Annotated in this window: 19 protein-coding genes; 2 read left to right on the top strand and 17 right to left on the bottom strand. The window is 68.6% G+C overall.

Going from position 1 to position 25,446, the window contains the following annotated elements; translation table 11 throughout:
- Positions 1 to 62 precede the first annotated feature (62 nt).
- A complete protein-coding gene (gene dnaE / locus ACK5NO_RS04130) occupies positions 63 to 3,605 on the bottom strand; it encodes a DNA polymerase III subunit alpha (protein WP_416811403.1) in 3,543 nt (1,180 codons plus the stop codon).
- Positions 3,606 to 3,812: 207 nt separating this feature from the next.
- Here dnaE and hrpA point away from each other — a divergent pair, with 207 nt between their 5' ends.
- Positions 3,813 to 8,090 carry an ATP-dependent RNA helicase HrpA gene (hrpA, locus tag ACK5NO_RS04125; protein ID WP_416811402.1) on the top strand — a complete coding sequence of 1,426 codons (4,278 nt, stop codon included), beginning with the start codon at positions 3,813 to 3,815 and terminating at the stop codon, positions 8,088 to 8,090.
- 176 nt (positions 8,091 to 8,266) lie between these two features.
- Here hrpA and ACK5NO_RS04120 read toward each other — a convergent pair whose 3' ends face one another.
- From ACK5NO_RS04120 to ftsZ, 8 genes are all read right to left on the bottom strand, one after another.
- Positions 8,267 to 9,184, bottom strand: coding sequence for an RluA family pseudouridine synthase (locus ACK5NO_RS04120; RefSeq protein WP_416811401.1), 918 nt, complete (start codon positions 9,182 to 9,184; stop codon positions 8,267 to 8,269).
- A complete protein-coding gene (lspA, locus tag ACK5NO_RS04115; protein ID WP_416811400.1) occupies positions 9,177 to 9,767 on the bottom strand; it encodes a signal peptidase II in 591 nt (196 codons plus the stop codon). Before lspA ends, ACK5NO_RS04120 begins: the two co-directional genes overlap by 8 nt.
- Entirely contained in the window at positions 9,764 to 10,216 is a 453-nt protein-coding gene (locus ACK5NO_RS04110; RefSeq protein ID WP_416811399.1) for a TraR/DksA family transcriptional regulator, read from the bottom strand. The genes lspA and ACK5NO_RS04110 overlap by 4 nt, the downstream gene beginning before the upstream one ends.
- A gap of 138 nt (positions 10,217 to 10,354) precedes the next feature.
- Positions 10,355 to 11,212 (bottom strand): DivIVA domain-containing protein, encoded by an 858-nt coding sequence (locus tag ACK5NO_RS04105; RefSeq protein ID WP_416811398.1) that lies wholly within the window; start codon positions 11,210 to 11,212, stop codon positions 10,355 to 10,357.
- A gap of 109 nt (positions 11,213 to 11,321) precedes the next feature.
- Positions 11,322 to 11,630 carry a YggT family protein gene (locus tag ACK5NO_RS04100; RefSeq protein ID WP_416811397.1) on the bottom strand — a complete coding sequence of 103 codons (309 nt, stop codon included), beginning with the start codon at positions 11,628 to 11,630 and terminating at the stop codon, positions 11,322 to 11,324.
- Positions 11,631 to 11,649: 19 nt separating this feature from the next.
- Positions 11,650 to 12,135: a cell division protein SepF gene (locus ACK5NO_RS04095; RefSeq protein ID WP_416811396.1), complete on the bottom strand. Its 486-nt coding sequence runs from the start codon at positions 12,133 to 12,135 to the stop codon at positions 11,650 to 11,652.
- A gap of 111 nt (positions 12,136 to 12,246) precedes the next feature.
- On the bottom strand, positions 12,247 to 12,966 hold the full coding sequence (gene pgeF, locus ACK5NO_RS04090; RefSeq protein WP_416811395.1) for a peptidoglycan editing factor PgeF: 720 nt from the start codon (positions 12,964 to 12,966) through the stop codon (positions 12,247 to 12,249).
- Positions 12,967 to 14,151, bottom strand: a complete 1,185-nt coding sequence (gene ftsZ, locus ACK5NO_RS04085; RefSeq protein ID WP_416811394.1) for a cell division protein FtsZ — start codon at positions 14,149 to 14,151, stop codon at positions 12,967 to 12,969.
- Positions 14,152 to 14,366: 215 nt separating this feature from the next.
- Between ftsZ and ACK5NO_RS04080 the strand changes: the two genes are divergently transcribed.
- Positions 14,367 to 14,867 (top strand): DUF1648 domain-containing protein, encoded by a 501-nt coding sequence (locus ACK5NO_RS04080; protein ID WP_416811393.1) that lies wholly within the window; start codon positions 14,367 to 14,369, stop codon positions 14,865 to 14,867.
- Here the strand turns inward: ACK5NO_RS04080 and ACK5NO_RS04075 are convergent.
- From ACK5NO_RS04075 to ACK5NO_RS04040, 8 genes are read right to left on the bottom strand one after another with little or no spacing between them, the layout of a single operon-like run.
- Complete coding sequence (locus ACK5NO_RS04075) at positions 14,860 to 16,128, bottom strand: cell division protein FtsQ/DivIB (RefSeq protein ID WP_416811392.1); 1,269 nt, start codon at positions 16,126 to 16,128, stop codon at positions 14,860 to 14,862. The two genes, ACK5NO_RS04080 and ACK5NO_RS04075, sit on opposite strands and share 8 nt — an antisense overlap.
- Positions 16,121 to 17,548: a UDP-N-acetylmuramate--L-alanine ligase gene (gene murC / locus ACK5NO_RS04070; RefSeq protein ID WP_416811391.1), complete on the bottom strand. Its 1,428-nt coding sequence runs from the start codon at positions 17,546 to 17,548 to the stop codon at positions 16,121 to 16,123. The genes ACK5NO_RS04075 and murC overlap by 8 nt, the downstream gene beginning before the upstream one ends.
- 16 nt (positions 17,549 to 17,564) lie before the next feature.
- A complete protein-coding gene (murG, locus tag ACK5NO_RS04065; protein WP_416811390.1) occupies positions 17,565 to 18,680 on the bottom strand; it encodes an undecaprenyldiphospho-muramoylpentapeptide beta-N-acetylglucosaminyltransferase in 1,116 nt (371 codons plus the stop codon).
- A complete protein-coding gene (locus ACK5NO_RS04060; RefSeq protein WP_416811389.1) occupies positions 18,673 to 19,890 on the bottom strand; it encodes an FtsW/RodA/SpoVE family cell cycle protein in 1,218 nt (405 codons plus the stop codon). Before ACK5NO_RS04060 ends, murG begins: the two co-directional genes overlap by 8 nt.
- A gap of 10 nt (positions 19,891 to 19,900) precedes the next feature.
- The gene (gene murD, locus ACK5NO_RS04055) at positions 19,901 to 21,283 is read right to left on the bottom strand and encodes a UDP-N-acetylmuramoyl-L-alanine--D-glutamate ligase (protein WP_416811388.1); all 1,383 of its coding nucleotides are present in this window, start codon (positions 21,281 to 21,283) and stop codon (positions 19,901 to 19,903) included.
- 2 nt (positions 21,284 to 21,285) lie between these two features.
- Positions 21,286 to 22,383 carry a phospho-N-acetylmuramoyl-pentapeptide-transferase gene (gene mraY, locus ACK5NO_RS04050; protein WP_416811387.1) on the bottom strand — a complete coding sequence of 366 codons (1,098 nt, stop codon included), beginning with the start codon at positions 22,381 to 22,383 and terminating at the stop codon, positions 21,286 to 21,288.
- A complete protein-coding gene (locus ACK5NO_RS04045) occupies positions 22,380 to 23,768 on the bottom strand; it encodes a UDP-N-acetylmuramoyl-tripeptide--D-alanyl-D-alanine ligase (RefSeq protein ID WP_416811386.1) in 1,389 nt (462 codons plus the stop codon). The genes mraY and ACK5NO_RS04045 overlap by 4 nt, the downstream gene beginning before the upstream one ends.
- Positions 23,765 to 25,435 (bottom strand): UDP-N-acetylmuramoyl-L-alanyl-D-glutamate--2,6-diaminopimelate ligase, encoded by a 1,671-nt coding sequence (locus ACK5NO_RS04040; RefSeq protein ID WP_416811385.1) that lies wholly within the window; start codon positions 25,433 to 25,435, stop codon positions 23,765 to 23,767. The genes ACK5NO_RS04045 and ACK5NO_RS04040 overlap by 4 nt, the downstream gene beginning before the upstream one ends.
- Between the last annotated feature and the right edge of the window lie 11 nt (positions 25,436 to 25,446).

The following is a 25,446-nucleotide window of genomic DNA, read 5'->3' as shown; positions in this document are numbered from 1 at the left end:
GCTGGGACGCTCAGACTCGGGATGGCGGCGGGGAGAACTGATGCTCCTGCGCCACTGGGCCCCTACGCCCCCGCGAGGCAGTTGGGGCCGAACGCCGCCTTGAGGTCCCCGTAGAGCGCGCTCGAGCGGGACACCCGGAACTCGTCGCCCAGGCGCATCGTGATGGGCTCGCCTGTGCCCGTCAGCACCATCCGCACCTCGACGTTGCCCGGGTGGGCGCGCAGGATCGCCTTGATCTCCTCCACCACGGGCGCGTTGATGCGCGCGGCAGGCAGGGTGATCGTGACGGGCGAAGTGTCCACCACATTGAGGTTCGGCACGCGCAACTCGACGGCGGAGAACTGCAGCCCGCCGTCTCCTCGTTCGCGAGCGCGCACCTTGATGGTGAGCACCGCGTCTTCGGACAGGTCGCGCGCGTAGGTCTCGTAGGTCTTGCCAAAGAACGAGATCTCGGTCTCGCCCGACATGTCCTCGAGGGTCACGATCGCGTAGGCGTTGCCGGACTTCGCCACGCGTCGGTCCACGCGCGTGACGAGTCCCGCGAAGGCCACCTGGGCCCCGTCACTCACGCCACCCGCAGGGGTCGCGGACAGGATCTGGTGGCTCGCCTCGGAGCGGATCACGTGGTCCAGGCCCGACAGCGGGTGGTCAGAGACGTACAGGCCGAGCATGTCGCGCTCGAGGTTGAGTTTGGTCTTCTTGTCCCACTCCTCAAGCACGGGCACCGTGACTGTCACTCCCCCGCCCAGGTCAGCGTCGCCACCAAAGAGGTCGAACTGGCCGGTCGCCTCCTGGCGCTTGACGCCCACGACGGAGTCGATGGCCTGCTCGTGGACGGCATTCAGCGCGCGCCTCGTGTGGCCCAGCGAATCGAAGGCTCCCGCCTTGATGAGCGAGTCGATGGTGCGCTTGTTGCACACGGTCGCAGGCACCTTGTCGAGGAAGTCCTGGAAGGAGGTGAAGTCCCCCTTCTCCTGACGCGTCTTGATGATCGCGTCCACCACGTTGGCACCCACGTTGCGCACGGCCGTGAGGCCAAAGCGCACGTCGGTGCCGACGGCGGAGAACAGCCCCTTGGACTCGTTGACATCCGGCGGCAGCACCGTGATGCCCATGCGGCGACACTCGGCCAGGTACAGTGCGGACTTGTCCTTGTCGGTACCCACCGAGGTCAGCAGCGCCGCCATGTACTCGGTTGGGTAGTGCGCCTTGAGGTACGCGGTCCAGAAGGACAGCACCCCGTACGCGGCGGTGTGCGCCTTGTTGAAGGCGTAGTCGGCGAACGGCAGCAGCGTGTCCCACAGCGCCTTGATGGCCGCATCCGAGTAGCCGTTGGCCTTCATGCCCGCTTCGAAGGGCTGGAACTCCTTGTCGAGGATTTCCTTCTTCTTCTTACCCATCGCGCGACGCAGCAGGTCGGCGGCGCCCAGCGTGTACCCGGCGACAATCTGCGCGATGCGCTGCACTTGCTCCTGGTACACGATGAGACCGTAGGTAATCCCCAGCACCTCACGCAGCGGCTCGTCGAGCTCCGGGTGAATCGGCGCAATCGGCTGGCGCCCGTTCTTGCGCTCGGCGTAGTTGGTGTGGGAGTTCATTCCCATCGGGCCGGGGCGGTACAGCGCGAGCACCGCGGAGATGTCCTCGAAGCTGTCGGGCTTCATCTGGCGCAGCAGCGAGCGCATGGCCGTGCCGTCGAGCTGGAACACTCCCAGCGTGTCGCCACGCCCCAGCAAGTCGAACGTCGCCTCGTCGGCGAGCTCGAGGTCCTCGAGGACCAGGGGCTCCTTGCCGTTGTCCACGATGTTGTCGAGCGCATCGTCAAGGATGGTGAGGTTGCGCAGGCCGAGGAAGTCCATCTTGACCAGCCCCAGGCCCTCACAGGTGGGGTAGTCGAACTGGGTGATGACCGCGCCGTCTTGCTCGCGGCGCATGATGGGGATGATGTCGATCAACGGGTGCGAGGACATGATCACGCCCGCCGCGTGGACGCCCCACTGGCGCTTGAGCCCCTCGAGGCCCTGCGCGAGTTCGAAGACCTGCTGCGCCTCGGGGTCGGACTCGAGCAACGCTCGGAAGTCGCCGCCCTCGTGGTGTCGCGGGTGGGCGGAGTCGGTGATGCCCACCAGGGGCATGTCCTTGCCCATGATCGCCTCGGGGTAAGCCTTCGTGAGTTGCTCGCCCACCGCGAAGGGCTTGCCCAGCACGCGCGCCGCGTCCTTTAGTGCCTGCTTGGCCTTGATGGTGCCGTAGGTCGCGATCATCGCGACCTTCTCTTCGCCGTACTTGTCGGTGACGTAGCGGATAACCTCGGCGCGCCTGCGCTCGTCGAAGTCGATATCGAAGTCAGGCTTGGACTCGCGCTCCGGGTTGAGGAATCGCTCGAAGTACAGCTGGTGGACGATCGGGTCGATGTCCGTGATCTTCATCGCGTACGCGGCCATCGAGCCTGCACCGGATCCACGGCCGGGCCCCACCCGGATGCCGTTGTCCTTGGCCCACTGGATGAAGTCGGCGACCACCAGGAAGTAGCCCGGATATCCCTTGCCGGCGATGACCTCGATCTCGAAGTTCGCGCGCTCCTGCACCTCGGCAGGAATGGTCTCGCCAAAGCGCTCGTGCAGGCCCTTTTGGACCTCCTTCACGAACCACGAGTGCTCGTCCTCGCCCGCCGGCACGTCGTACACCGGCATGTAGTCGGCCTTCGTGTCGAACTCGACCTCGCACTTTTCGGCAATCTCCAGGGTCGAGTCGCACGCCTCGGGCAGTTCGCGCCACAGGTGACGCATCTCCTCGGCGGTCTTGAGGTAGTAGCCGTCGCCACTGAACGCGAAGCGCTTGCCACCCTGGTCGTACGTGGGCTCGTTGAGGTTCGAGCCCGACTGCACGCACAGCAGCGCCTCGTGCGCCACCGAGTCGTCCTTGCGCACGTAGTGGGAGTCGTTGGTCGCCACGAGCGGCGCGCCCAACTGGTGGGCCAGACGCAGCAGGTCCTCGCGCACGCGCTTTTCGAGGTCCAGCCCGTGGTCCATCAACTCGACGTAGAAGTTCTCGGCCCCAAAGATGTCCTGAAACTCGCCCGCGGCCTTGAGCGCCTCGTCGTACTGGCCCAACCTCAGCCGGGTCTGCACCTCCCCCGACGGGCAACCGGTGGTCGCGATGATGCCCTTCGAGTAGCGCTGCAGCAGGTCGCGGTCCATGCGGGGCTTGTGGAATTGGCCCTCAAGCGACGCATACGAGGACATGCGGAACAGGTTGTGCATGCCCGCGGTATTCGCGGCCCACATCGTCATGTGCGTGTAGGCGCCACCTGCCGAGACGTCGTCACTTTCCTGGCCGCGCTCGCCCCAGCGCACGCGAGTCTTGTCCTTGCGAGCGGTTCCGGGCGTCAGGTACGCCTCGACCCCGATGATGGGCTTGACCCCGTGCGCCTGGCCCTTCGCCCAAAAGTCGTACGCGCCAAAGATGTAGCCATGGTCCGTGGTCGCGAGGGCGGTCTGGCCCAGTTCCTTCGCGTGCGAAAACAGGTCGTCCAGGCGCGCAGCACCGTCCAGCATCGAGTATTCGGTGTGGACATGGAGATGCACAAAATCGCTGCCGGACATGGCACCCGATTCTAGGTGCGCTGGCCGACATCGATGCCCTCCCCTCGCGCTCGACGCGCCCCAGGTTCGACAGTTCCGAACATCCGCCCAGCAACACGCCGTTGACGACGGGCCGATGCGCTCGCTGGCTCCGCGTGTCGCCTCACCAATGTTCGGAACTGTCGGCGGCGAGGGGCGGGTGTCCCAGAGGCGCCAGGACTTGGGACAATGGGGCCCGTGAGCCCCGAGTCCCCCTCCCCTGAGCGTCAGCCGCGCAAGGTCCAGGCGCGCCGCCGGGGATCGAGACAGCGCCCCCGCGACCCCCACCAGCGGGTCAAGCGCGCCCAGTTGGAGGCCGCCGCCCGCGCGCGCGAGGCCGTCGAGGTTGCCCCCATCGCCTACCCTGCGGAGCTGCCCGTCAGCGCGAGCCGCGAGCGCATCGCGCAGGCGATCCGCGACCACCAGGTGGTGATCGTCTCGGGCGAGACCGGCTCGGGCAAGACCACCCAACTGCCCAAGATCGCCCTCGACCTTGGCCGCGGTCGCGTGGGACAGATCGGCCACACCCAGCCCAGGCGCATCGCGGCCCGCTCCGTGGCCGAACGCATCGCAGAGGAACTCAGCACGAGCATCGGCGAGATCGTCGGCTACCAGGTGCGATTCACCGACGAGTCGAGTGAGCGCACCCTCGTCAAGGTCATGACCGACGGCATCCTGCTGGCCCAGATCCAGCGCGACCCCGACCTGCTGGCCTACGACACCCTCATCATCGACGAGGCCCACGAGCGCAGCCTCAACATCGACTTCCTGCTGGGCTACCTCACCACGCTTTTGCCGCGCCGCCCCGACCTCAAGGTCATCATCACGTCGGCCACCATCGACTCGGCACGCTTCGCGCGCCACTTCGCGCCCGGCGGCCCCCTGCCACCTCCCCAGCCGGACGAGCTCGATCAGCCAGCAGACGCATCGGCCGATCCTGATGCGCCCGCGACCGCCCCCGTGATCGAGGTGACGGGCCGCACCTATCCCGTCGAAATCCGCTACCGCCCGCTCGCGGGCGAGACGCGCGGCGAGGAGAAGGACCTGGTCACGGGCATCGTCGACGCGTGCGACGAACTCATGCGCGAGGGCCACAGCGACATCCTGGTGTTCCTGTCGGGAGAGCGCGAGATTCGCGATGCGGCCGATGCGCTCGAGGGTTGGCTGGGCCCGCGCGCCAGAGATGCACGTCACCCGCAGCGCGTCGAGATCCTGCCGCTGTACTCGCGCCTGAGCGCCGCCGAGCAGCACCGCGTGTTCGAGCGCCACAGCGCGCGGCGCATTGTGCTGGCCACCAATGTCGCCGAGACCTCCCTCACCGTGCCCGGGATTCACTACGTGGTCGACCCCGGCACCGCGCGCATCTCGCGCTACTCCAAGGCCACCAAGGTGCAGCGCCTGCCCATCGAGCCCATCGCTCAGGCCAGTGCCAACCAGCGGTCGGGCCGCGCGGGCCGTCTCGCCGACGGCATCGCGATTCGCCTGTATTCACAGGAGGACTTCGAGGGCAGGCCCGCCTTCACGGAGCCCGAGATCCTGCGCACGTCGCTGGCCTCCGTGCTGCTGCAGATGATCGCGGTGGGGGTGGTGTCCTCCCCCGACGACGTCGCGGCCTTCCCGTTCGTTGAGCCACCCGACACCCGCGCGATCCGTGATGGTGTGCAGTTGCTCACCGAACTCGGGGCGATCGAGACGGCCGACGGCGGCCGCACCCGGCTCACGGCCACGGGCCGCACCTTGTCACGCCTGCCCATGGACCCGCGGCAGGCTCGCATGATCGTCGAGGCTGGACGTCACGGCGCGGTGCGCGAGGTCGCGATCATCGCGGCCGCGCTGTCGATCCAGGACCCGCGCGAGCGTCCGGCCGAGCAGCGGGAGGCAGCAGACGCCCAGCATCGGCGCTTTGCCGACCCCGCATCGGACCTGCTGGCCTACCTCAATTTGTGGGAGTACCTGCGCGAACGACGCAAGGAGCTGTCCGGCAGCGCCTTCAGACGCATGTGCCGCGACGAGCACCTGAACTTTCTGCGGGTGCGCGAATGGCAAGACGTGGTCGAACAGATCCGCATCACCGCCAAGCCGCTCGGCATCGAGGTGGGCCGCGGCAGCGCCCAGCGGTCGAGCGACCTCGAGGACGCGCAGGCGCATCGCTACGTGTGGAACGCCGACGCGATCCACCGCTCGGTGCTCGCGGGGCTGCTGTCGCAACTGGGCATGCAAGAGACGGGCGAGCCCAAGGCGTCCCAGTTCTCCCACCTGCGCGGCGCCCAGCGCGAGTCCGCGATGCGGCGCGCCAAGAAGCAGGCCCGCAACGAGTACCTGGGCGCGCGTGGCGCACGCTTCGCGATCTTCCCGGGCTCGGCGCTGTCGAAGAAGCCGCCGGCCTTCGTGATGGCAGCAGAACTCGTCGAGACCTCGCGGTTGTGGGCGCGCGACGTCGCCGCCGTGCGGCCCGAATGGGCGGAAGCACTCGCGGGACCACTGGCCAAGCGCACCTATTCCGATCCGCACTGGTCCAAGCGCCGCGGCGCCGCCGTCGCCACCGAAAAGGTGCTGCTGTATGGCGTGCCGATCGTCGCCGACCGCACGGTGCTGTGGGGCCGCATCCGGCCGCACGAGGCCAGGGAGATGTTGATCCGGCATGCGCTGGTCGAGGGCGACTGGGATACCCACCACCGCTTCTGGAAGGACAACCAGCGTCTGATTGAGGAGGCCGAGCAACTCGAGGCACGCTCCCGCACGCGCGGCCTGCTCGCCGACGATGAGGCGCTGTTCGACTTCTACGACGAGCGCATCCCCGACACGGTGGTCTCCCAGCGTCACTTCGACCGGTGGTGGAAGGACGAGCGCCGTCGCCGCCCCGACCTGCTCACCCTCACCTTGGACACCGTTGCTCCCGAGCACGAGGATGTCGATACCTCCCTGTACCCCGAGGCGTGGCCGCAGGGCGACCTGAGCCTGCCGCTCAGCTACGTCCACGAGCCCGGCACCGACGCAGACGGCGTCACCGTGCACATTCCGCTCGCGGTGCTACCGCGGGTCACGCCCGACGGCTTCGACTGGATGGTGCCGGGCATGGCGGCCGACCTCGCCACCGCGACCATCCGTGCCCTGCCCAAGAACGTGCGCCGACTGCTCGTGCCCGCTCCCGACACTGCGCGGGACGTCGCCGCGTGGCTCGCGCGAGAGACCCCCGCGTGGGAGGACATGGCACGTGCAGGAGACATGGCGGAGCCGTACCGCGAGGCCTTCACGCGGGCCGTCGCCGCGCTGCGCGCCGTCGAGATCCCGGCCGATGCGTGGGCTGGGTGGGAGGAACGCCTGCCGGCACACCTGCGGGTCACCTTCCGGGTGGAGGACGCTCGCGGTCGCGCGCTCGAGGAGTCGACCGACCTGGTGCATCTGCAGCGATCGCTCGCGCCACAGTCCCAGGCGGCCGTCAGCAGCGCCGTCGAGCATGCCGCACGGGCGGCTCAGGGCAGGAGCGACCGCACGGGTGCGCGAGCATCGGGCGCTGTGACGACCCCGCCGCCGTCGCCGGGTGCTGTCGCCGCCGCCACCGCGCCGCTGTCCGTACCCGGCCTGGCCGAGCGCACCGGGCTCACGGCCTGGCCCGATCTGCCCGGCGGAACCCTGCCCGACGAGGTCACCGGCACGGTCGGAGGCGCCACCGTCAAGGGCTACCCGGCCCTCGTGGACGAAGGCGCCGCCGCCGCGCTGCGCGTCCTGACGACGCCCACCGAACGCGACGCTGCGCACGCGGCCGGCGTCCGCAGGCTGTTGCTCACGGAGTGCGCGCTCGCCACCAAGCGCGTCTCGACCCGGTGGAGCGGACAGCAGGCGCTGCTGCTTGCCGCGTCCCCGTACCGCAGTACCGAGGCGCTGGTCTCCGCACTGCAAGCCGTCGCGATCCGCAGACTCACGCAGGGTGAGCGGGACGCCGCGGTGGTGCGCTCGGCGGCGGCCTACGAGTCGCTACGGGACCATGTGCGCGCCGGCCTCGAGGACGAGACCCATGCGGTGGTCGGCGTGGTCGTCGAGGTGCTTGATGCGCTGCGTCAGCTCGAGGCGGAACTGTCGCACTCCAACTCGATGGCGATGCTCGCTGTCGTGACGGACATCCGCGCGCAGGTCGAAGGGCTCACGGGAGGTGACTTCTTGGCGCGCACTCCACTGGAGCGTCTCACTCACCTGCCCCGCTACCTCAAGGCCGCGAGGACGCGTCTCGACAAGGCCGCCGCCGACCCTCACCGCGATGCCGCTCAGTTGTGGAAGGTGCGGGAGATCGCCGACGAGGTTGACACCGTGCGTGCCGCGGCCGCCCAGCGACCGGTCGAGCCGGAGCAGTCCGCGCGGCTCGAGCACGCCAGGTGGATGCTCGAAGAATTGCGAGTGTCCCTGTTCGCCCAGCAGTGGGGCACTTCGGAGCCGGTCAGCGAGCAACGGATCCGCAAACTCCTGGCCTGACCCGCTCCCCTCCCCAGGTTGGTCACTTCTACGGCGCGCATCCGGCGTGTCGTGCCTAAGTTGGTCGGTTAGTGCACATCGTGTCGTGCGCACCTTGCGCGGCCGCGCGTGCGCGAACTGCCCAAGTCTCGCGCGCTGCGGCCCGGAGGGCCGTCAAAGTGACCAACCTTGGGGGGTCAGGAGCGCAAGATGGCCAAGGCCGACGCGAGGTCATCGGGGTAGTCGGAGGTCACCCGCACCTGGCCACCACGCACCGGGTGCTCGAACGCGAGTTCGTGAGCGTGCAGCCACTGGCGTGAGAGCCCCAGGCGCTGCGCAAGAGTCGGGTCCGCACCGTAAGTCAGGTCGCCCGCGAGCGGGTGGCGCATCGCGGCCATGTGGACGCGAATCTGATGGGTGCGTCCGGTCTCCAGGTGAATCTCGACCAGCGAGGCCGCGGGGAACATCTCGATCACCTCGTAGTGGGTGATAGAGGGCTTGCCATCCTGCGTGACCGCGAACTTCCAGTCCGAACTCGGGTGGCGTCCGATGGGGGCGTCGATGGTGCCCGCGGTGGGGTCCAGATGACCTTGGGCCACGGCGTGGTAGACCTTCTCGACGGTGCGCTCCTTGAAGGCCGCCTTCAGCGCGGTGTACGCCGGGATGGACTTCGCGACCACCATGAGCCCCGAAGTTCCCACGTCGAGCCGATGCACGATCCCCTTGCGCTCGGCCGGACCAGCATCAGCGAGGGTCACCCCAGCGGACGCCAGCGCACCGACCACCGTCGGGCCGGTCCAGCCCGGCGAGGGATGTGCAGCGACGCCCACGGGCTTGTCCACCACTACGATGTCCGCGTCCTCGTACCTGATGGCCAGGCCCCCAGGGATTTCCGGCTCGGGCACGCTCTCACGCGCGTCGGGCAGGTCCACCGCCACGATACCGTCGCTCAGGCGATCGGACTTGCCGAGCACTCGGCCGTCGATCGACACCGCGCCGTCCGCGAGCAACTCAGCGGCCTTGGTCCGGCTGAGACCGAGCATGCGCGACAGCGCCGCGTCGGCCCGCTCCCCCACGACCGCATCGGGAACCGGCAGGTACTTGGTTTCAGGCACGCTGCGGACCATCCGGCGCCGCAGCCGAAGGCGAAGGAGCTGAGGGCGCCGAGGGCGCCTCACCGTGCTCAGGATCGTCCGGCGGCTCAGCGCCATCCGCATCGGCCGGGTGCGGCTCGGCTAGCAACTCGTGATGAGTGAACGCCATGACGAGTGCGACAGCAGCCGCACCCACGATGGCGATGTCAGCGACGTTGCCCACGAACCAACCGTTGTAGTTGATCATGTCCACCACGTGGCCCTCGCCAAACGACGGGTCGCGGAAGATCCGGTCGATGAGGTTGCCGATCGCGCCACCGAGGCCGATGCCGAACAGCCACATGGCCGCGGTGGACTGCGCTCGACGCGCATAGATCACGATGCCCACGGTGACGGCCAGAGCGATCACCGTCATGAACCACGTGTGGTCGCTACCGAACGAGAAGGCGGCTCCGGAGTTGAACACCAACTGGAGCGACAGGAAGTCGCCGATCAGGGGGATCTTCTCGCCCGGCACCAGAGTCGCGAGCGCCCACTGCTTGGTGACCTGATCGATCACCACCACGAGGAGGGCGACCAGCCACAGGGCTGGCCGCCAGGTCAACGGCGTTCCTCGCGCTGCTTGCAGGTGACGCAGTGAGTGGCGCGGGGGAAGGCCTGCAGACGCGCCTTGCCGATGCCCAGGTTGCACACCTGGCAGGAGCCATACGTGCCTGCATTCACACGGCGCAGTGCGTCCACGCTCTGCTCGAGCATGTCGCGGGTGTTGTTCACGATCGACATCTCTTGCTCGCGCTCGAGAGCAGTCGCTCCGGCGTCGGCCTGGTCGTCGCCTGCACCGTCCGAGGTGTGGAGAAGGTCATCGAGGTCGTTTTCGGCGCCCTGGTACTCCTGGACGAGCCGTTCGACATCGGAATTGAGGGTCGTGACGATGTCACGAAGCTCCGCGACCTTCCAGGGCTCATCGCCCTCGCGCACGGCGAGTCGCTTCACATCTGCGGCCTTCAGCTCGGCCGGGTCGACCACCACGATGGTCACGTCGGTACTGGTCATGCCCTCTTCCTCGTTTCCGGGTAGTGACGAGAGACTAGTCCCGATTTCACGGTGCCGCAAAGCGCAACGCCCGCGCGTGTCGTCCCTCACGTGAAGCGAGGCGCCCCCGTAGGGACGCCTCGCTCGGAAAAAACTAGATCAGCGCTGCTCGCCCTCGGTGCCCTCGGCACCGAACTCCTGCGCCACATCACTCGTGGGCTGCTGGACCGGAGCGCCCCACGCGGAGGGAGTCTCGACAGAGGGCTCCTGCGGCCGAACCTGGGCCCAAGGGCTGGCCGCCGCCTGCGGCGCTGCGTCATCCTCGCGAGCAACCGACGCGGCCGACGGTTCCTCGATGGACGGCACGGACACCTCGGAGGCCGCGTAGCCGTCAGCCTCAGCGGCCGGCTCCGCCTGACCAAAGCCACCGTCGAAGGCCGGGGCCGCGGACAGCGAGCTCTGGGCCTCGGACGATGCGCCGTGGTCGAGGTCACCCAGCAGGTTCTCGAGGTAGCTCTTCAGGCGGGCACGGTAGTCACGCTCGAACCGGCGCAGGTCCTCGATCTTGGCCTCAAGTTCGGTGCGCTCGGAGTTGAGCTGGTCCATGCGGTCCTTGGCGTCCGTCTCGGCCTGCTCGACAATGCTCTCGGCTTTGGCCTTGCCCTCTTCCACCAGTCGGTCGCGCTCGGACTCACCGGCCTGCACGTACTCGTCGTGAAGCTTCTGCGCCATCGCCAGCATTCCGGTGGCGCTGGGGGGCGTCGGGTCGGTCGCGGCTGCGAGTAGACCACCCTCGGTCGACGGCACCTCGGCGGGCTCGTCCGACGGCGTCGACGGTGCGCCCGCCTGTGCCTGTGCAAGGCGCTGAGCGAGGTCGTCCCGCTCGGCGATCAGCGACTGGATGGTGTGCGCCACCTCGTCGAGGAAGTCATCGACCTCATCCTGGTCAAAACCCTCGCGGTACTTGGTCTTGGAGAACGCCTTGTTCAGAACGTCCTCTGCCGTTAGCAGTGCCATGTGCGAACCACCTTCACTTCTCGGTGCGACCTGTTGCCGGCCAGCACGGCCGTCTCGGTCACTCTACTCAACGTTGTTCATCGGCACCTGGGGGGCGCCACTCAAGGGATCAGGCTGGTCCGACGACGACGGCTTCCATCATCGTGAGGACGAAGCTCACCAGGTAGCAACTGAAGAACAGCACCAGAAAGGCGAGATCCAGGCGCACCGCACCCAACTGGAGCGGGCGAATGACCTTGCGCAGCGCCTTGAGTGGAGGATCCGTGATGGAGAACACGGCCTCCGTCAGCACCATCGATACGCCGGTCGGGTGCCAGTCGCGCGCGAGCGACAGCACAAGTCCCAGGATCACTCGCGCGAACAGCACGAGCATGAATAGCCACAGCGCGAACTGAAGCGCGTTAAAGATGAATGCCACCTGGTGAGCCTAACGGAGCCTAGCGCTCGTTGAAGAACTCACTCTCGACGGGCTCCGCCTTCTGGGGCGTGTCCATGCCAATCTCCACGTGCGCGGGCGACAGTAGGAACACCGACGTCGTGACGCGCTCGATCGAGCCGTGCAGGCCAAACGACAGGCCGGCCGCAAAATCCACCAGACGCTTGGCGTCGGCGTCGGACATCTCGGTGAGGTTCATGATGACGGGCACGCCCTGGCGGAACGCCTCGCCAATCAGACGCGCGTCGTTGTACGTGCGCGGCTTGACGGTCTGAATGCGACGCAGGTCGTTGGCGCTGACGCTCGCACCGGGGGTGCGCTGGCGCTCATTGCGCACGGCGCGTGCAGGAGCCTCGTGGCGCTCGCGCACCTCGGTCATGTCGTGGATGTTCGTCACGGGAGCGAGCTCGTCGTCCGCGTAGTCGTACTCCTCGTGCTGGCTCACGTCGAAGCCGAGGTACTGGATCGCCTTGCGCATCGCGCTCATCGTGGGCTCCTTAGGAAAATTCGTGCGTTATCGCAACGGTAGGTCGCTCGCGGCATACGTGCCGGTAACGACACGCCGCCCCGGATTGAGTGCCGCATGAATTGCGGCTGCTTACGGGCACACGATCACTCCGGCAATACGCCCGGTGACCCCGTCGCGCCGATGCGAGAACAGGTTTTCGTTCTCCACCGTGCACAGCCGTGAGCGCACGATCGGATGACAGCCCAGTTCCGCAAGACGTGTCTCAACCGCGCGAGGCAAGTCCAGCGCAGGGGTGCCGATGCGGGTGGAGGACAGCGCCGATGGATGCCTGGCAGCGACTCGGGCCCGCAGTTGCGCTGGAACTTCGTAGCACCGGCCACACACAGCAGGGCCGATGGAGGCGCTGAGCTTTCCTGTCACGCGAGGCCCACCACGCAGGTCGATGAGGGCCGCGACGGCGGCGTCGATGACGCCAGCGAACAGCCCCTCACGGCCTGCATGCACGGCAGCGACAGCGCCGGACGCAGCATCGTGCAGCAGGATCGGCACGCAATCGGCCGCTATCGCGGCCAGGGCGACGCCTGGCACGTTGGTGACAAGCGCATCGGCCGTAGGACCCACCTGACCTGGCTCAGTGATGTGCGCGACAGCGATGCCATGCTCGGCCGTCAGGAAGGTGACAGGTGCTCCGGCATGCCGCGCGACGGCATCCCGATTGGACGCGACGGCTGCCGGGTCGTCGCCCACATGGGTCGCGAGGTTCAGCCCCGCGAACGGCGGCGCGCTGGCGCCGCCGTCGCGGGTGGTGAAGAACGCGCGGACGTCGAGCCCGGCGTCAATCACCCTCACTTACCGCAGGAACTCGGGGACGTCGAGCGTGTCAGCTTCCTTACGCACCGGGGTCACGTCGAGTGTGTCGGTGGTGGGTGCAGGCTCCGCGGCGTCATCGTCGGCGTCGATGGCCTGCGGAACAGGCGCAGAGGACGTCTCGACCGGCACCTTCACGGGCTCCTTCGCCTCGGCCGCCGGGGTGCTCCGTGCGCCGTCGATGGTGCCGAGTGCGCCGGTGCGGTGACGCGTGGTGGGCGCGCCGCCGTCGAAGCCGGCAGCGATGACCGTGATGCGCAGCTCGTCGCCGAGCGAGTCGTCGATGACCGTTCCGAAGATGATGTTCGCCTCGGCGTGAGCGGCCTCGCGCACCAGGCGAGCCGCGGTCTCGACCTCCTTGATGCCGAGGTTCGAGCCACCAGCGATCGACAGCAGCACGCCGTGCGCACCCTCGATCGAGGCCTCGAGCAGCGGCGACGAGATCGCGCCTTCAGCGGCCTCGAGCGCACGCTGCTCGCCGCGAGAGGAACTCACACCCATGAGCGCGGTGCCCGCGCCCTGCATGACCGACTTGACGTCGTTGAAGTCGACGTTGATCAAACCGGGCGTGGTGATCAGGTCGGTGATGCCCTGCACACCGCCCTGGAGCACCTGGTCCGCCGCGGCGAACGCGCCCAGGATCGACAGCTCAGCGTCGTCGATGTCGAGCAGGCGGTCGTTGGGGATGACGATGAGGGTGTCGACCTCTTCGCGCAGACGCTGGATACCGGCGTCGGCCTGGTCGGCACGGCGACGGCCCTCGAAACTAAACGGGCGGGTGACCACTCCGACGGTCAGGGCGCCCAGCCCGCGGGCGATGCGTGCGACGACGGGAGCGCCACCCGTACCGGTGCCACCTCCCTCACCCGCGGTGACGAACACCATGTCGGCGCCCTTGAGCGCATCGGCGATCTCGTCCTCGTGGTCCTCGGCTGCCTGGCGGCCAACCTCGGGGTCGGCGCCCGCGCCCAGTCCCCTGGTGAGCTCGCGGCCAATGTCGAGTTTGACGTCGGCATCGGACATCAACAGCGCCTGAGCGTCAGTGTTGATGGCGATGAATTCGGCGCCCTTGAGGCCCACGTCGATCATGCGGTTGACGGCGTTCACGCCACCGCCGCCCACGCCGACGACCTTGATGGCGGTGATGTAGTTCTGCGCTGCGGCCATGAGACCCTCTCCCAACCTTAACCTTCAAGTTGAAGGTTATAGTTATGTCAACTTCTTCCACGCACGACGGTACGGCCGCATACGTCACGTGCGCCGCAAGCGCGCGCGTGTCGCGCGATAAACGCGGCGAGAAAATGTGCCGCCAGCACGATCGTGCGGCACTACCCCGCCCGAAGCTAACAGGCCCGCGCCGCACCCCTGTTAGCGTCGAGTGCATGCTGGCCTCTCCCCCACGACCGCGTGCCACGCCACGCATCAGCCGAACCACCAAGGTCCTCCTCTGGGCGAGCATCGCGGTGACTACGGCGGGCAGCCTCGCAGCACTCATCGCCTACTCGACCTTGCCCGAGACCATCCCGATTCACTGGAATGCCGCAGGAGACGTGGACGGATATGGCCCACGATGGTCCGTCCTCGTCCTCGCCGCTGTCTGGATCGTGATGGTCGCAGGGCTGGTCGTCGCCGCACGCTATCCCCATACGTTCAACTACCCCGTCGACATCACGGAGGCCAACGCAGCTCGCGTGTACGGCTCGGGCGTGGCGATGATGGCGTGGACCGTGGCGTGCGTGACGCTCATGTTCGGGGCACTCATGCTGATGTCCTTTGGCATCGACGCCGGCGCGGTGCTCGGGTTCGCCCTCGTGGGCATGCTCGTGGCCGTGGTCGCCGGGATCGTCGCGACCACGCGCGCCGCGCGCGAGGGGACTAGCTGACGGTCGGCAGCGTCGGCGCGGACACGTCGATGACCTTGGCGTCCTTGGCGTCCTTCAGGAGCACGAGCAGCACCTCGGCCTTGAGCGCGGACTGCTCCGAGCTGCCCCACTCGACTGCGGGCCCGTCCCTGAGCACAAAGTGGATCGAGTCCTCCGTCTGCGCCTCGATGTCCTGAATACGTTCGCGAAGTTCCGCAGGCATCTCGTCGACCACTGCGATCACGCCGTCAAGAATGCGGGAGTCCTCCTCGCCCAAGGGCACCGAGAGGATCGGCAGATCGCTGGGGGCCGCCTCGGCCTGGGCAACCTGCACGCCGCCATCGTCCACAAGCGCGAATGTGCCGTCGGCGAGCGGGATCGCGGCGACGGGCTCCGACGACGCCAGCGTGACGCGCAGCCCCGAGGGCCACACGCGCTCCACCGTCGCCTCGCGCACACCCACGAGTTCCTCAAGCTGATCCTGGACGTGCCCCACGTTGACCAAGGCCAACGCCTTGCCGTCGGACTGAGCGACGATCTCTTGCACCTCAGCGGGGTCCACCACGGTGCCGAACCCCGACGCCTCAAGATTGTCCGCGTCAAAGGAGAACACGGGAGACAACAGGAGCAGCCACGTCGCACCCGCCACACCGGCGAGGACACCCGCTCGCTTGGCCCACTTGAGCGTGAGCAGCCTGCGGCTCGCGCTGCGACGCTCGCGTAGACGCTCTTCCATCCGGGTCGTCACGGTCGACGGCGTTGCCGCCAGCTTCGCCCACGGCGTCGCCACCGTTCCCGTGGCGCGCTCGGGCCGGCTCACAGCGGGGTGATCGCTCGCAGAGGCCGTCGCACCCCACCGTCCGCCCGACACCGTGGCCAGGCCACGCTGCCACACGCTCGGGGCCGATGCGTCACGTAGCGGCCGCGGCGACGTGGGCGCCGTACGCGGTGCCGATGCCGTGGCTGCCGATGCGCGTGAAGGTGCCGATGCCGTTGGCGCCGTCCGCTTGGCCTCCGGCCGCGCGGACTTGGTGGGGGTGGCAGCGGTGCGCTGCCACGGAGCACTGATGCGCACCTGCGACGAGCGGGGCGCGCTGGCCTGCTTGGCGTGCCGGGGGGCGACAGGCTTCTTGCCGGAGGCGGGCTTGTTGCCGGAGGTGGGTTGCTGCCCGGATGCCGGCCGTGCTGCCGAGCGCTGAGCAGGTGACTTCTGTGCGCCAGGCGAGGGCGCATCGGCCCTGCGCGGGCGCGTGGGCCTCGCGGGACGGCGCTGCTCAGCCATCCGAGCGCTCGCGCAGGGCGTCGAGTATCCAGTCGGCGGCAAGGGTCACAGTGCCCGAGCCCACGGTCATGACCTGCGTGCCGGGGCGCGCGAGCGAAGCGGCCACCTGAGCGGCCTCTCGCAGGTCTTCCACCACCTGCGCGGACGAGCCCTCGGGCACCGTCATGTGCTGAAGGATGCTGTCCGACGTCACGCCAGGGATCGGGTCCTCGCGGTCACCGTGCACGCCTGCAATGACCACGTCGGCATCGGCGATCGACAGCGCCGCGGCAAAGTTCGCGGCATGCAGTTGCGTGCGCGTGAACAAGGCGGGCTGGAACAGGATGACCAGGTGGCCCACTCCGGTCGAGCGCGCGGCGGCCAGCACGGCGGCCACCTCGGTGGGGTGATGCGCGTAATCGTCGATGACCGTCACGCCAGCAGCCTCGCCGCGCCATTCATAGCGCCGGCCCGTGCCGGCGAAGGAAGCGAAGGAGGCGGCTGCCAGGGAGGGATCGGCGCCCATCACGACGGCGGCCGCCCACGCGCCCGCGGCATTGAGGCGCTGGTGATCGCCGGGCGCGGCGACCTCAAGCGCCCACTCACCCCCCTCGTCCCAGAAAATGGATCCATTTTCTCGTGTGGCGGCGCCCACTCCTGCACCAAATGGATCCATTTGACGGGAGAGGTGGGTGGGGGTGACAGTGATATCGGCCGATGCGCTCGCCTGGGCCCCGTACGTCACCACCTTGACGCCGGAACGCTGGGCAAGCACAGCGATGCGCGCCACAGTGGGGTCGTCGGCGCACGCGACGAGCACGCGGCACGACAGTGCGAAGTCCACGAAGGCCTGCTCGAGTGCCTCGACGGTGCCGTAGTGGTCAAGGTGGTCGGGCTCGATGTTGAGCAAGATCCCCACCTCGGGGTGGTAGCGCAGGAACGAGCCGTCCGACTCGTCGGCCTCGACCACCGCGATGCCTGCGGCGCCCGCGTAGCCGCCCGCCACGGCACCGTCGACACCGAGCACGCGCGCACCCACCGCGAAGGACGCATCGATCCCCGCGGCGTGGAGCGCGTGCGCGACCATCGCGGAGGTCGTGGTCTTCCCGTGCGAACCCGCGACGGCGACCAAGCGGTCGTTTTCGAGTGCATACACGAGCGCCTCGGAGCGGTGCATGACGGGGATGCCCAGCTCGCGAGCGGCGGCCAGTTCGGGGTTGGTCTCGCGCACGGCCGAGGAGATCACGACGGCGTCCACGCCCTCGACGAAGGCGGCGTCGTGACCGATCCGCACGTCCATGCCGGCCTCGCGCAGCGCACGGAAGTACGCGGATTCGCGCTGGTCGGAGCCGGACACGGTGATCCCGCGCGCCGCCACCAGACGCGCCACGGCGGACATGCCCGAGCCACCCACGCCGATGAAGTGCATGGTGCCGCTCATCGCTTCACCCCCACAGTCACAGTGCTCCCTCAATCAGGTCTGCCAGTCGTGCCGCGCCGTCGCGGATCGCGATCTTGTCTGTGGCGGCCCGCATGGCTTGGGCGGCCTCGCCATCGAGCAGCATGCGCTCGGCGCCCTGTGCCACCGCCGCTGCGGTGAGGTCGGCGTCGTCGACGATGCTCGCGGCGCCCGCCTGCTGGGCGGGCCGGGCGTTGTCGGCCTGCTCGCCGTTGCCGTGCGGCAGCGGCACGTACATCGCGGGCAGGCCCAGTGCCGTCAGCTCACACACGGTCGCCGCTCCGGCGCGGCACACCACGGCGCCCGCGGCGGCCAGCGCTGTCGCCATGTCGTGGCTGTACTCCTCGACGCGGTAGCACTCACGGTCGGCGCCGGACAGCGCCTCGCGCACCGCGTGCGCCTGCTCGGCCTTGCCACGTCCGGTCAGGTGCCACACGTGCACCCCACGGGCGACAAGTTCGGGCACGGCAGCGACCACCGCTGCGTTGACGCTTGCTGCGCCCAGCGAACCGCCCGTCACCAGCAGCACCGGCGCATCGGCGCTCCACCCGGCGACCGCGCGTGCGGCGGCCCGAGCGCGCTGCCCCGCTGCCGGATCCGCGAGGACTCCCGCGAGCTGCGCAATCTCCGGGCGCAGCGGCAGGCCCGTCAGCACCGCGCCACGCAGCGGGGTGTCGGGAAACGTCACCGCGACGCGGTCAGTCATGCGCGCGCCAAGTCGGTTGGCTACCCCGGGCCGCGCGTTGGCCTCATGCACGATGATGGGCAGCTTGGCGCGCCGTGCAGCGAGGTACGCGGGAGTGGAGACGTAGCCGCCAAAACCCACGACGGCCCGCGCTCCACTGGCATCGATCGCGGCCGATGCGGCGGCAACGGCCGCTCGCAAGTTACCGGGCAGCCGCAACAGATCGCCCGAGGGCCTGCGGGGCATCGGCACCTTGGGCACCGTGTGCAAGGCGACACCTGCGCGGGGCACAAGGTCCGCCTCAAGTCCCTCGCTCGTGCCGAGCGCCGCGACGGTATGGCCCCGCGCGCTGAGTTCGGCGGCCGTGGCCAGCAAGGGGTTGACGTGACCGGCGGTTCCACCGCCGGCCAACAGGACTGCACTACCCACGACGCCTCCTGGCGACCACTGCGAACGACTTCTTGACGACGGATGGGCGCGCGGCAAACGCCTCGGGGGCGCCGGGTTCTCTTCGCGCGAAGGCCATGAGCACGCCGATGGCGGCGAGCGACACGATGAGAGAGGAGCCACCCGACGACACCAGCGGCAAGGGTACGCCGGTCACGGGTGCCAGACCCACGACGACCGCGATGTTGATGGAGGCCTGGCCGATGATCCACGCGCCAATCGCGGCCGCGGCGATCTGCACAAAGGGATCCGTGTGGCGCGTCACGAGGCGGTGCACGGCGACGGCGAGCATGCCGAAGGCGATCAGGATCGTGACCGTGCCGACCAGGCCGTACTCCTCACCGATGATCGAGAAGATGAAGTCAGAGTCTGCGACGGGCAGGTAACCCCACTTTTCGCGGCTCATGCCGGGCCCCAGGCCCCACAACCCTCCCGAGGCGAGCGCCCACGTGCCGTGCAAGGTCTGCATGCACTCGCCCTGCGGGTCGCAGGTCTCCGGGTTGAGCCATGCGTCGATGCGGCCACCGCGGGAGTCGCCGTCCTGAAGCAGCACCATGACCCCCACCAAGGCCATGCCGACCGCCACCGCGAAGTAGCGCAGCGGCAGCCCCGCCACCCAGTAGGCCGCGGCGACCATCAGGCAGATGACGATCGCGGTACCCATGTCGCGCCCCGCCAGCACCAGGCACAGCACCAACAAGGCAGCGATGCCCCCGGGGACCAGGGCCCCCTTGAGGGTGTTGAGTTGCTTGCGCCCTACGGCCAGCGCTACTCCGAGGAAGAGCGCGAGGCCGAGTTTGGCGACCTCTGATGGCTGAAAGGTGACCGGGCCAAAGCGCAGCCAGTTCTTGTTTCCGCCGGAGGCTTCACCCGTGAAGTACACGAGCAGCAGCAACACCATCGATGCCGCGAGGATAGGGAAGGCCACGCGTTTCCAGAACGCGAGCGGCATACGCGAGCCGATGACCAATGCCACCGAGCCCAGCCCCAGGGCGATCACCTGGATGATGAACAGCGAGTACGGGTTGTCCCCCGTGCTGCGCAGCGCAGACATCGACGTGGAGGACAGCACCACCGCGAGTCCCACCACCACGAGCACCGTGGTCGCTGCCGCAATCAGGTAGTACGTGAGGACGGGTGACCCGGAAGGAGCGGACGATGTTGACGTGCGCCGCGATGCCGTGGCCGTCATGCCGCCTCCCTCACGTCTCGAGAGCACCTACCGCTGTCGCGAAGGCGTCCCCCCTGTCCGCGTAAGAGCGGAACTGATCGAATGATGCACAAGCCGGTGACAGGAGGACAGTGTCGCCGGGCTGCGCCAGGCGACGAGCCGCCGCCACCGCCTGCTCCATGACAGTGTCGCCCGGGCCGATGCGGGTCACGGGGATATCGGCCGCGTGTCCCGCGAGTGCGCTCGCGAGCGGCTCAGGCGCCTCGCCGATCAGCACCACCGCCCGCAGACGCTCCCGCACGGTCTCGATGAGGTCGTCGAACTCTTGGCCCTTGGCCTGGCCGCCCGCGATCCACACGACCGACGAGGGCGCGCGGCCTCCGAAGGCCGCGATCGCGGCGTGGGCATTGGTGGCCTTCGAATCGTCCACCCAGTGCACGTCGTCCACCGTCGCCACCCAGGCGGTGCGGTGCTTGTCGAGCGCAAACGAGGAAAGCCCGCGCGACACGGCCTCGGGCTCGACGCCGACGGCGCGACACAGGGTCGCCGCTGCCAGCGCGTTGGTCACGAGGTAAGGCGGCACGTCGCCTGCGACCAGGTGCGCCAGGTCGCTCACAGCGCCCACCTCGACGGCCTCGCGGTGACGTCCCGCGTGGAAGGCGCGGTCGATCAGCAGGCCGTCCACCACCCCCATCTGCGAGACGGAAGGGCTGCCCCGGGTGATGCCCACGGCGCGGCATCCCTCGACCACGTCGGCATCCTCGACCATCGCCTCCACGATCCGGTCGTGGGCGGGGTACACGCACGCCACCTGGACGTGGCGATAGACGCGCGCCTTGTCCGCGCGGTACGCCTCGACTGAGCCGTGCCAGTCGAGGTGATCCTCGTCGGCGTTGAGGCACACCGCAGCGTGCGGCGACAGCGTGGTCGTGAAGTGCAGTTGCAGGCTCGCGATCTCGACGGCCACCAGGTCCCGCTGCTCGCGCGCGGCACCGATCACGGGAACTCCCATGTTGCCGCACACGGCAACGTTGAGCCCGCCCGCCTCGGCAATCGCCCCGACCATCTGGGTGGTTGTGGTCTTGCCGTTGGTGCCGGTGATGAGCACCCACGGGACATCAGGAACCCGCACCCGCCACGCAAACTCCATCTCGGAGACGATCTCGACACCCGCATCGGCCACGGCGGTGACCCACGCATGGTGCGGGGCGAAGCCAGGCGACGACATGCACAGGTCGAAACCGCTGAGGTCGAGCGTTTCGAGCGAGCGGTGGTCGGCATCGGCGGTGCCGGGATCGACGGTGGTGGCCACCGCGCCGATCTCGCGACACACCTTGAGTGCGGAGCGACCGGCGACTCCAAGCCCGAGAATCAGAACCCGGCTGCCAGCGGTGGGGTGGCGAGGATCGCTCACCCTCACTCCCCTGGCGGCAGCGCCGCGATCCACTCGGCGTAGAAGATGCCGGCGCCTGCGGCCGCCGCGAGGCCCGCAATGATCCAGAAGCGGATCACGATGGTGACCTCACCCCAGCCCATCAACTCGAAGTGATGGTGCAGCGGCGCCATTTTGAACACCCGTTTACCGCCGGAGATCTTGAAGTAGCCAATCTGGATCACCGAGCTCGCGACGATGACGACGAACAGCCCACCAATGATCACGCCGAGCAGTTCGGTGCGCGACATGATGGTCACGCCGGCAATGGCGCCACCGAGCGCGAGGGATCCGGTGTCGCCCATGAAGATCTTCGCGGGGCTCGCGTTCCACCACAAGAAGCCAAAGCACGCGCCTGCGATCGCGGCGCACAGGATCGCGAGGTCTCGCGGGTCGCGCACCTCGTAGCACTGGCTCGTGGCGTTGTCGAAGCCGCACCACTGGTTGTACTGCCAGATGTTGATGATGGTGTAGGCACCAAAGAAGATCAGCGACGCGCCGGTGGCGAGGCCGTCGAGCCCGTCGGTGAGGTTCACGGCGTTCGACCACGCGGTGATCAGGAAGTTGGCCCACAGGATGAACAGGATGATGCCCACGGCGGGACCCCAGTAGGCGAGGTCGAGCGCGGTGTCCCTCAAGAAGGAGATGGACGTCGACGCAGGCGTGAGGTCATGGCTGTTGGGGAACTGGAGCACGAGCACGGCGAATGCGATACCCACGATCGCCTGGCCCAGGATCTTGTAGCGAGCCCTCAGCCCCAGGGAGCGTTCGCGCCGGATCTTGAGGTAGTCGTCGAGGAAGCCCACAAACCCGAGCCCGACGATCAGCAGCATCACGAGCATCGACGAGGCGTACGGGGTGCGTCCGGTCAGCAGGTTTCCGAGCAACCAGCCCATCGCCGTGGCGAGGATGATAACCACGCCACCCATCGTGGGAGTGCCACGCTTGACCAGGTGGGTCGCGGGACCGTCCTGACGGATGAACTGCCCGTACTGGTGGCGCGTGAGGAAACGGATGAACAGCGGCGTGCCCACCAGTGCGATGAACAGCGAGATTCCTCCCGCAAAGACCACTGCCCTCATGCATCAACTCCCAGCAGTTCGTCGGCCAGCTTCCACAGCCCTGAGCCGTGAGACGCCTTGATCAGCACGGTATCGCCGCGCGCGACACGCTCGTCGAGGTACGCGCGGGCCTCGTCAATGGTAGCCACGTAGGCCGCCTCATCGCCCCACGACCCCTCGCGCACGGCAGAGACATAGACGGGCCGGGCGCCCTGACCCACTGCCAACAGGTGGTCGATCCGCAAGCGCACGGCGGTCAGCCCGATCTCCTCGTGACCCGCGCGGGAGGACTGACCCATTTCGCGCATCTCGCCCACCACCGCGAAGGTGCGGCCCGTGGTGCCGATGTCCTTGAGTGCGCGCAGGGCGGCCCTCATCGACTCGGGCGAGGCGTTGTAACTGTCGTCGAGAATCCACACGCCGTCGGCGCGCTCGGTGAGCGCCATACGGTGGGGGCTGAGCGGCCGGGCGGCGCTCGTCAGGGCCGATGCGCGGGCCAGGTCGAGCCCGCAGCGACGAGCCACGGCGATCGAGGCAAGGGCATTGGTCACGTGGTGCTCGCCCACGAGGGTCAGCTCGGCTCGGGCAGTGGCGCCGTCAGCGGTCACGTCGAAGTGGGCACGCCCGCGTTCGACGCTCAGGCCGCTGGCTCGCACGGTCGCGTCTGGAGCGGTGCCAAAGGTGTCAACGTGCTGGCCCTTGCCCGCCAAGGCGACGCGCGCCGCCATCGGCGCCACGCGAGCGTCATCGGCGTTGAGCACCGCCACGCCACCTGCGACGAGCCCGTCCACGAGGGTTGCCTTCTCCTCGGCGAGCGCCTCGGGCGACCCGTAGCCTCCCAGGTGGGCACTGCCCACGGTCAGCACGACGGCGATGTCGAGCGGCGCAATGTCGGTCAGGTATGCGAGGTCGCCCGGGGCGGAGGCCCCCATCTCGAGCACCAGGTGGCGTGTCGACGAGTCCGCGCGCAGCACCGTCATGGGCAGGCCGATCTCGTTGTTGAAGCTGCCCTCCGGTGCGACGACGTCGGGAAGCACCTGGGCGAGCAGGTCCTTGGTGGTGGTCTTGCCGTTAGAGCCCGTGATGCCGATCACGGTGAGGTCGCCCTCGGTGCGCAGCAACGCAAGGTAGCCCTTCGCAAGCCGACCGAGCGCCGCCACCACGTCGTCGACCAGGACGTGCGGACCGGCCACGGGCTGGGACACCAGCGCGAGCGCCGCGCCGGCCTCGAACGCCTGCGGGGCAAAGGCGTGTCCGTCGACCCGCTCCCCCACGAACGCCACATAGAGCGCACCTGGTCCGGCCAAGCGCGAGTCCTTGACCACGCTCGTCACCGCCACGTCGACGTCGGCGACGAGTTCCCCGCCCACCGCGTTCGCGACCCACTGGGCTGTCAGCACCCTCACTGCTGCCCTCCTGAGGTGGCGTTGAAGCGAGCGGCTACCCGCGCATCGGCCTCATTGATGGGTCCGTGGACGTGCACGGTGACGCCGGTGGCGGGGGCGACGGCCTCGCCCGAGCGCTCGGCAGTGATCCTGCCGTGCGCGCCAAGGTAGGCATCGCGGTCGTTGTAGCGGTGGAACACTCCTGCTATCTCCTGTGTCGGCTCGTGACCCTTGCCGGTCACGATCACGGTGTCTCCCGGCCTTCCGAGCCGCAGGCCGTACTCGACGGCCGCGACACGCGGGTCCACCTCGTGGACGTCGTGCAGGTCGGGGCGCTCCTGTGCGATGCCCTCGCGAATCGCGGCGCGAATGGCCGCGGGCTCCTCCGAGCGCGGGTTCTCGTCGGTGAGGACAATCACGTCCGCGAGGGAAGCGGCGATGGCCCCCATGACGGGGCGCTTGCCCTGGTCCCGGTCGCCGTCAGAGCCAAAGATGAGGATCAAGCGCCCGGGTGTGATGGGCCGCACCCCCTGCAAGGCGAGCGTCAGGGCGTCGGGGGTGTGCGCGTAGTCGACGATCGCGAGCGGATCGGCCTCGCTGCGCTCGACCACGCGCTCCATGCGCCCCGGCACCTCGTGGGCGGTCGCCACCCCGTCGATCGCTTCAGTGAGCGGCACACCCGCCGCATGGGCCGCGACGATCGCGACAAGGGCGTTCGAGACGTTGACCAGGCCTGGTAGCGGTGACTGCGCGTCATACTCCGTGCCGTCGGGCGCACGGAAGCGAAACTGCGAGCCCACGCCGTCGAGCCCAATGTCGGCCCAGGTCACAGCCCAGTCGGCCGGCTGCGGGTCATCGAGGTGGGTCGAGACCGTCTCGCACGGGATCTGGACCTGCGAGGCGAGCTTCCTGCCCCACTCGTCGTCGACGTTGATCACGCCGCGCTGCGCGCGCCCGGGAGCAAACAACTTGGCCTTCGCCGCGAGGTAGTCCTCCATGGTGCCGTGGAAGTCCAGGTGGTCCCACTGCAGGTTGGTGAAGACTGCCACAGAGAAGTTCACGCCGCCGATGCGCTCGAGGGCCGCGGCGTGTGAGCTCACCTCGGTCACGGCGGCACTCACGCCTTCCTCGCGCATGCGCGCCAGCAGGCCGTGCAGCACTGGCGCCTCGACCGTGGTGCGAGGCGACTCGATCGCCTCGTCGCCAATGCGCAGCTCGACCGTGCCCATGATGCCGCGGCGGTCGTGCACGCTCGCAAGGGCGTTGTCGATGAAGTAGGCCGTGGTGGTCTTTCCGTTGGTGCCCGTGACCCCCACGAAGGTGAGGTCCGCAGAGGGGTCGCCGTAGATCAGTGCCGCGGCCTCGCCCATCGCCATGCGCGCATCGGCCGCGACCAGTACCGGCACGTCAACGCCCGCCGACTCGAGCTCCGCCAGGCCCGCGGCGTCGGTGAGAACCGCCACCGCACCAGCGGCCACCGCCTGCGCCGCAAAGCGCGCGCCGTGAACCTTCAGCCCGGTAAAGGCCCCAAACAGATCGCCAGGGGCCACGGCGCGGGAGTCCACGCTCGCACCGGTGACACGTACCTGCGACGCTTCCCGCGCATCGGCGCTGTGGATGCTTGCTGCGGCACGCGCGGCGACGTCAGCGAGCGTGCGTTCTGTGGTGTGCGCAGGGCGCAACGCCATCTCGTGCACGG

Origin of the sequence: Demequina sp., from assembly GCF_047975725.1 — a bacterium.
Taxonomy (GTDB): Bacteria; Actinomycetota; Actinomycetes; order Actinomycetales; family Demequinaceae; genus Demequina.
This window is presented reverse-complemented; position numbering and strand designations above follow the sequence as displayed.

Excerpts from the sequence above, each read along its gene's own strand:
- ftsZ (WP_416811394.1), bottom strand. The coding sequence starts at position 14,151 with ATGGCCGCAGCGCAGAACTACATCACCGCCATCAAGGTCGTCGGCGTG.
- ACK5NO_RS04060 (WP_416811389.1), bottom strand. The coding sequence starts at position 19,890 with ATGACGGCCACGGCATCGCGGCGCACGTCAACATCGTCCGCTCCTTCC.
- ACK5NO_RS04080 (WP_416811393.1), top strand. The coding sequence starts at position 14,367 with ATGCTGGCCTCTCCCCCACGACCGCGTGCCACGCCACGCATCAGCCGA.
- dnaE (WP_416811403.1), bottom strand. The coding sequence starts at position 3,605 with ATGTCCGGCAGCGATTTTGTGCATCTCCATGTCCACACCGAATACTCG.
- ACK5NO_RS04040 (WP_416811385.1), bottom strand. The coding sequence starts at position 25,435 with ATGGCGTTGCGCCCTGCGCACACCACAGAACGCACGCTCGCTGACGTC.
- hrpA (WP_416811402.1), top strand. The coding sequence starts at position 3,813 with ATGGGGCCCGTGAGCCCCGAGTCCCCCTCCCCTGAGCGTCAGCCGCGC.
- mraY (WP_416811387.1), bottom strand. The coding sequence starts at position 22,383 with ATGAGGGCAGTGGTCTTTGCGGGAGGAATCTCGCTGTTCATCGCACTG.
- ACK5NO_RS04105 (WP_416811398.1), bottom strand. The coding sequence starts at position 11,212 with ATGGCACTGCTAACGGCAGAGGACGTTCTGAACAAGGCGTTCTCCAAG.
- ACK5NO_RS04095 (WP_416811396.1), bottom strand. The coding sequence starts at position 12,135 with ATGAGCGCGATGCGCAAGGCGATCCAGTACCTCGGCTTCGACGTGAGC.
- ACK5NO_RS04110 (WP_416811399.1), bottom strand. The coding sequence starts at position 10,216 with ATGACCAGTACCGACGTGACCATCGTGGTGGTCGACCCGGCCGAGCTG.
- ACK5NO_RS04075 (WP_416811392.1), bottom strand. The coding sequence starts at position 16,128 with ATGGCTGAGCAGCGCCGTCCCGCGAGGCCCACGCGCCCGCGCAGGGCC.
- murC (WP_416811391.1), bottom strand. The coding sequence starts at position 17,548 with ATGAGCGGCACCATGCACTTCATCGGCGTGGGTGGCTCGGGCATGTCC.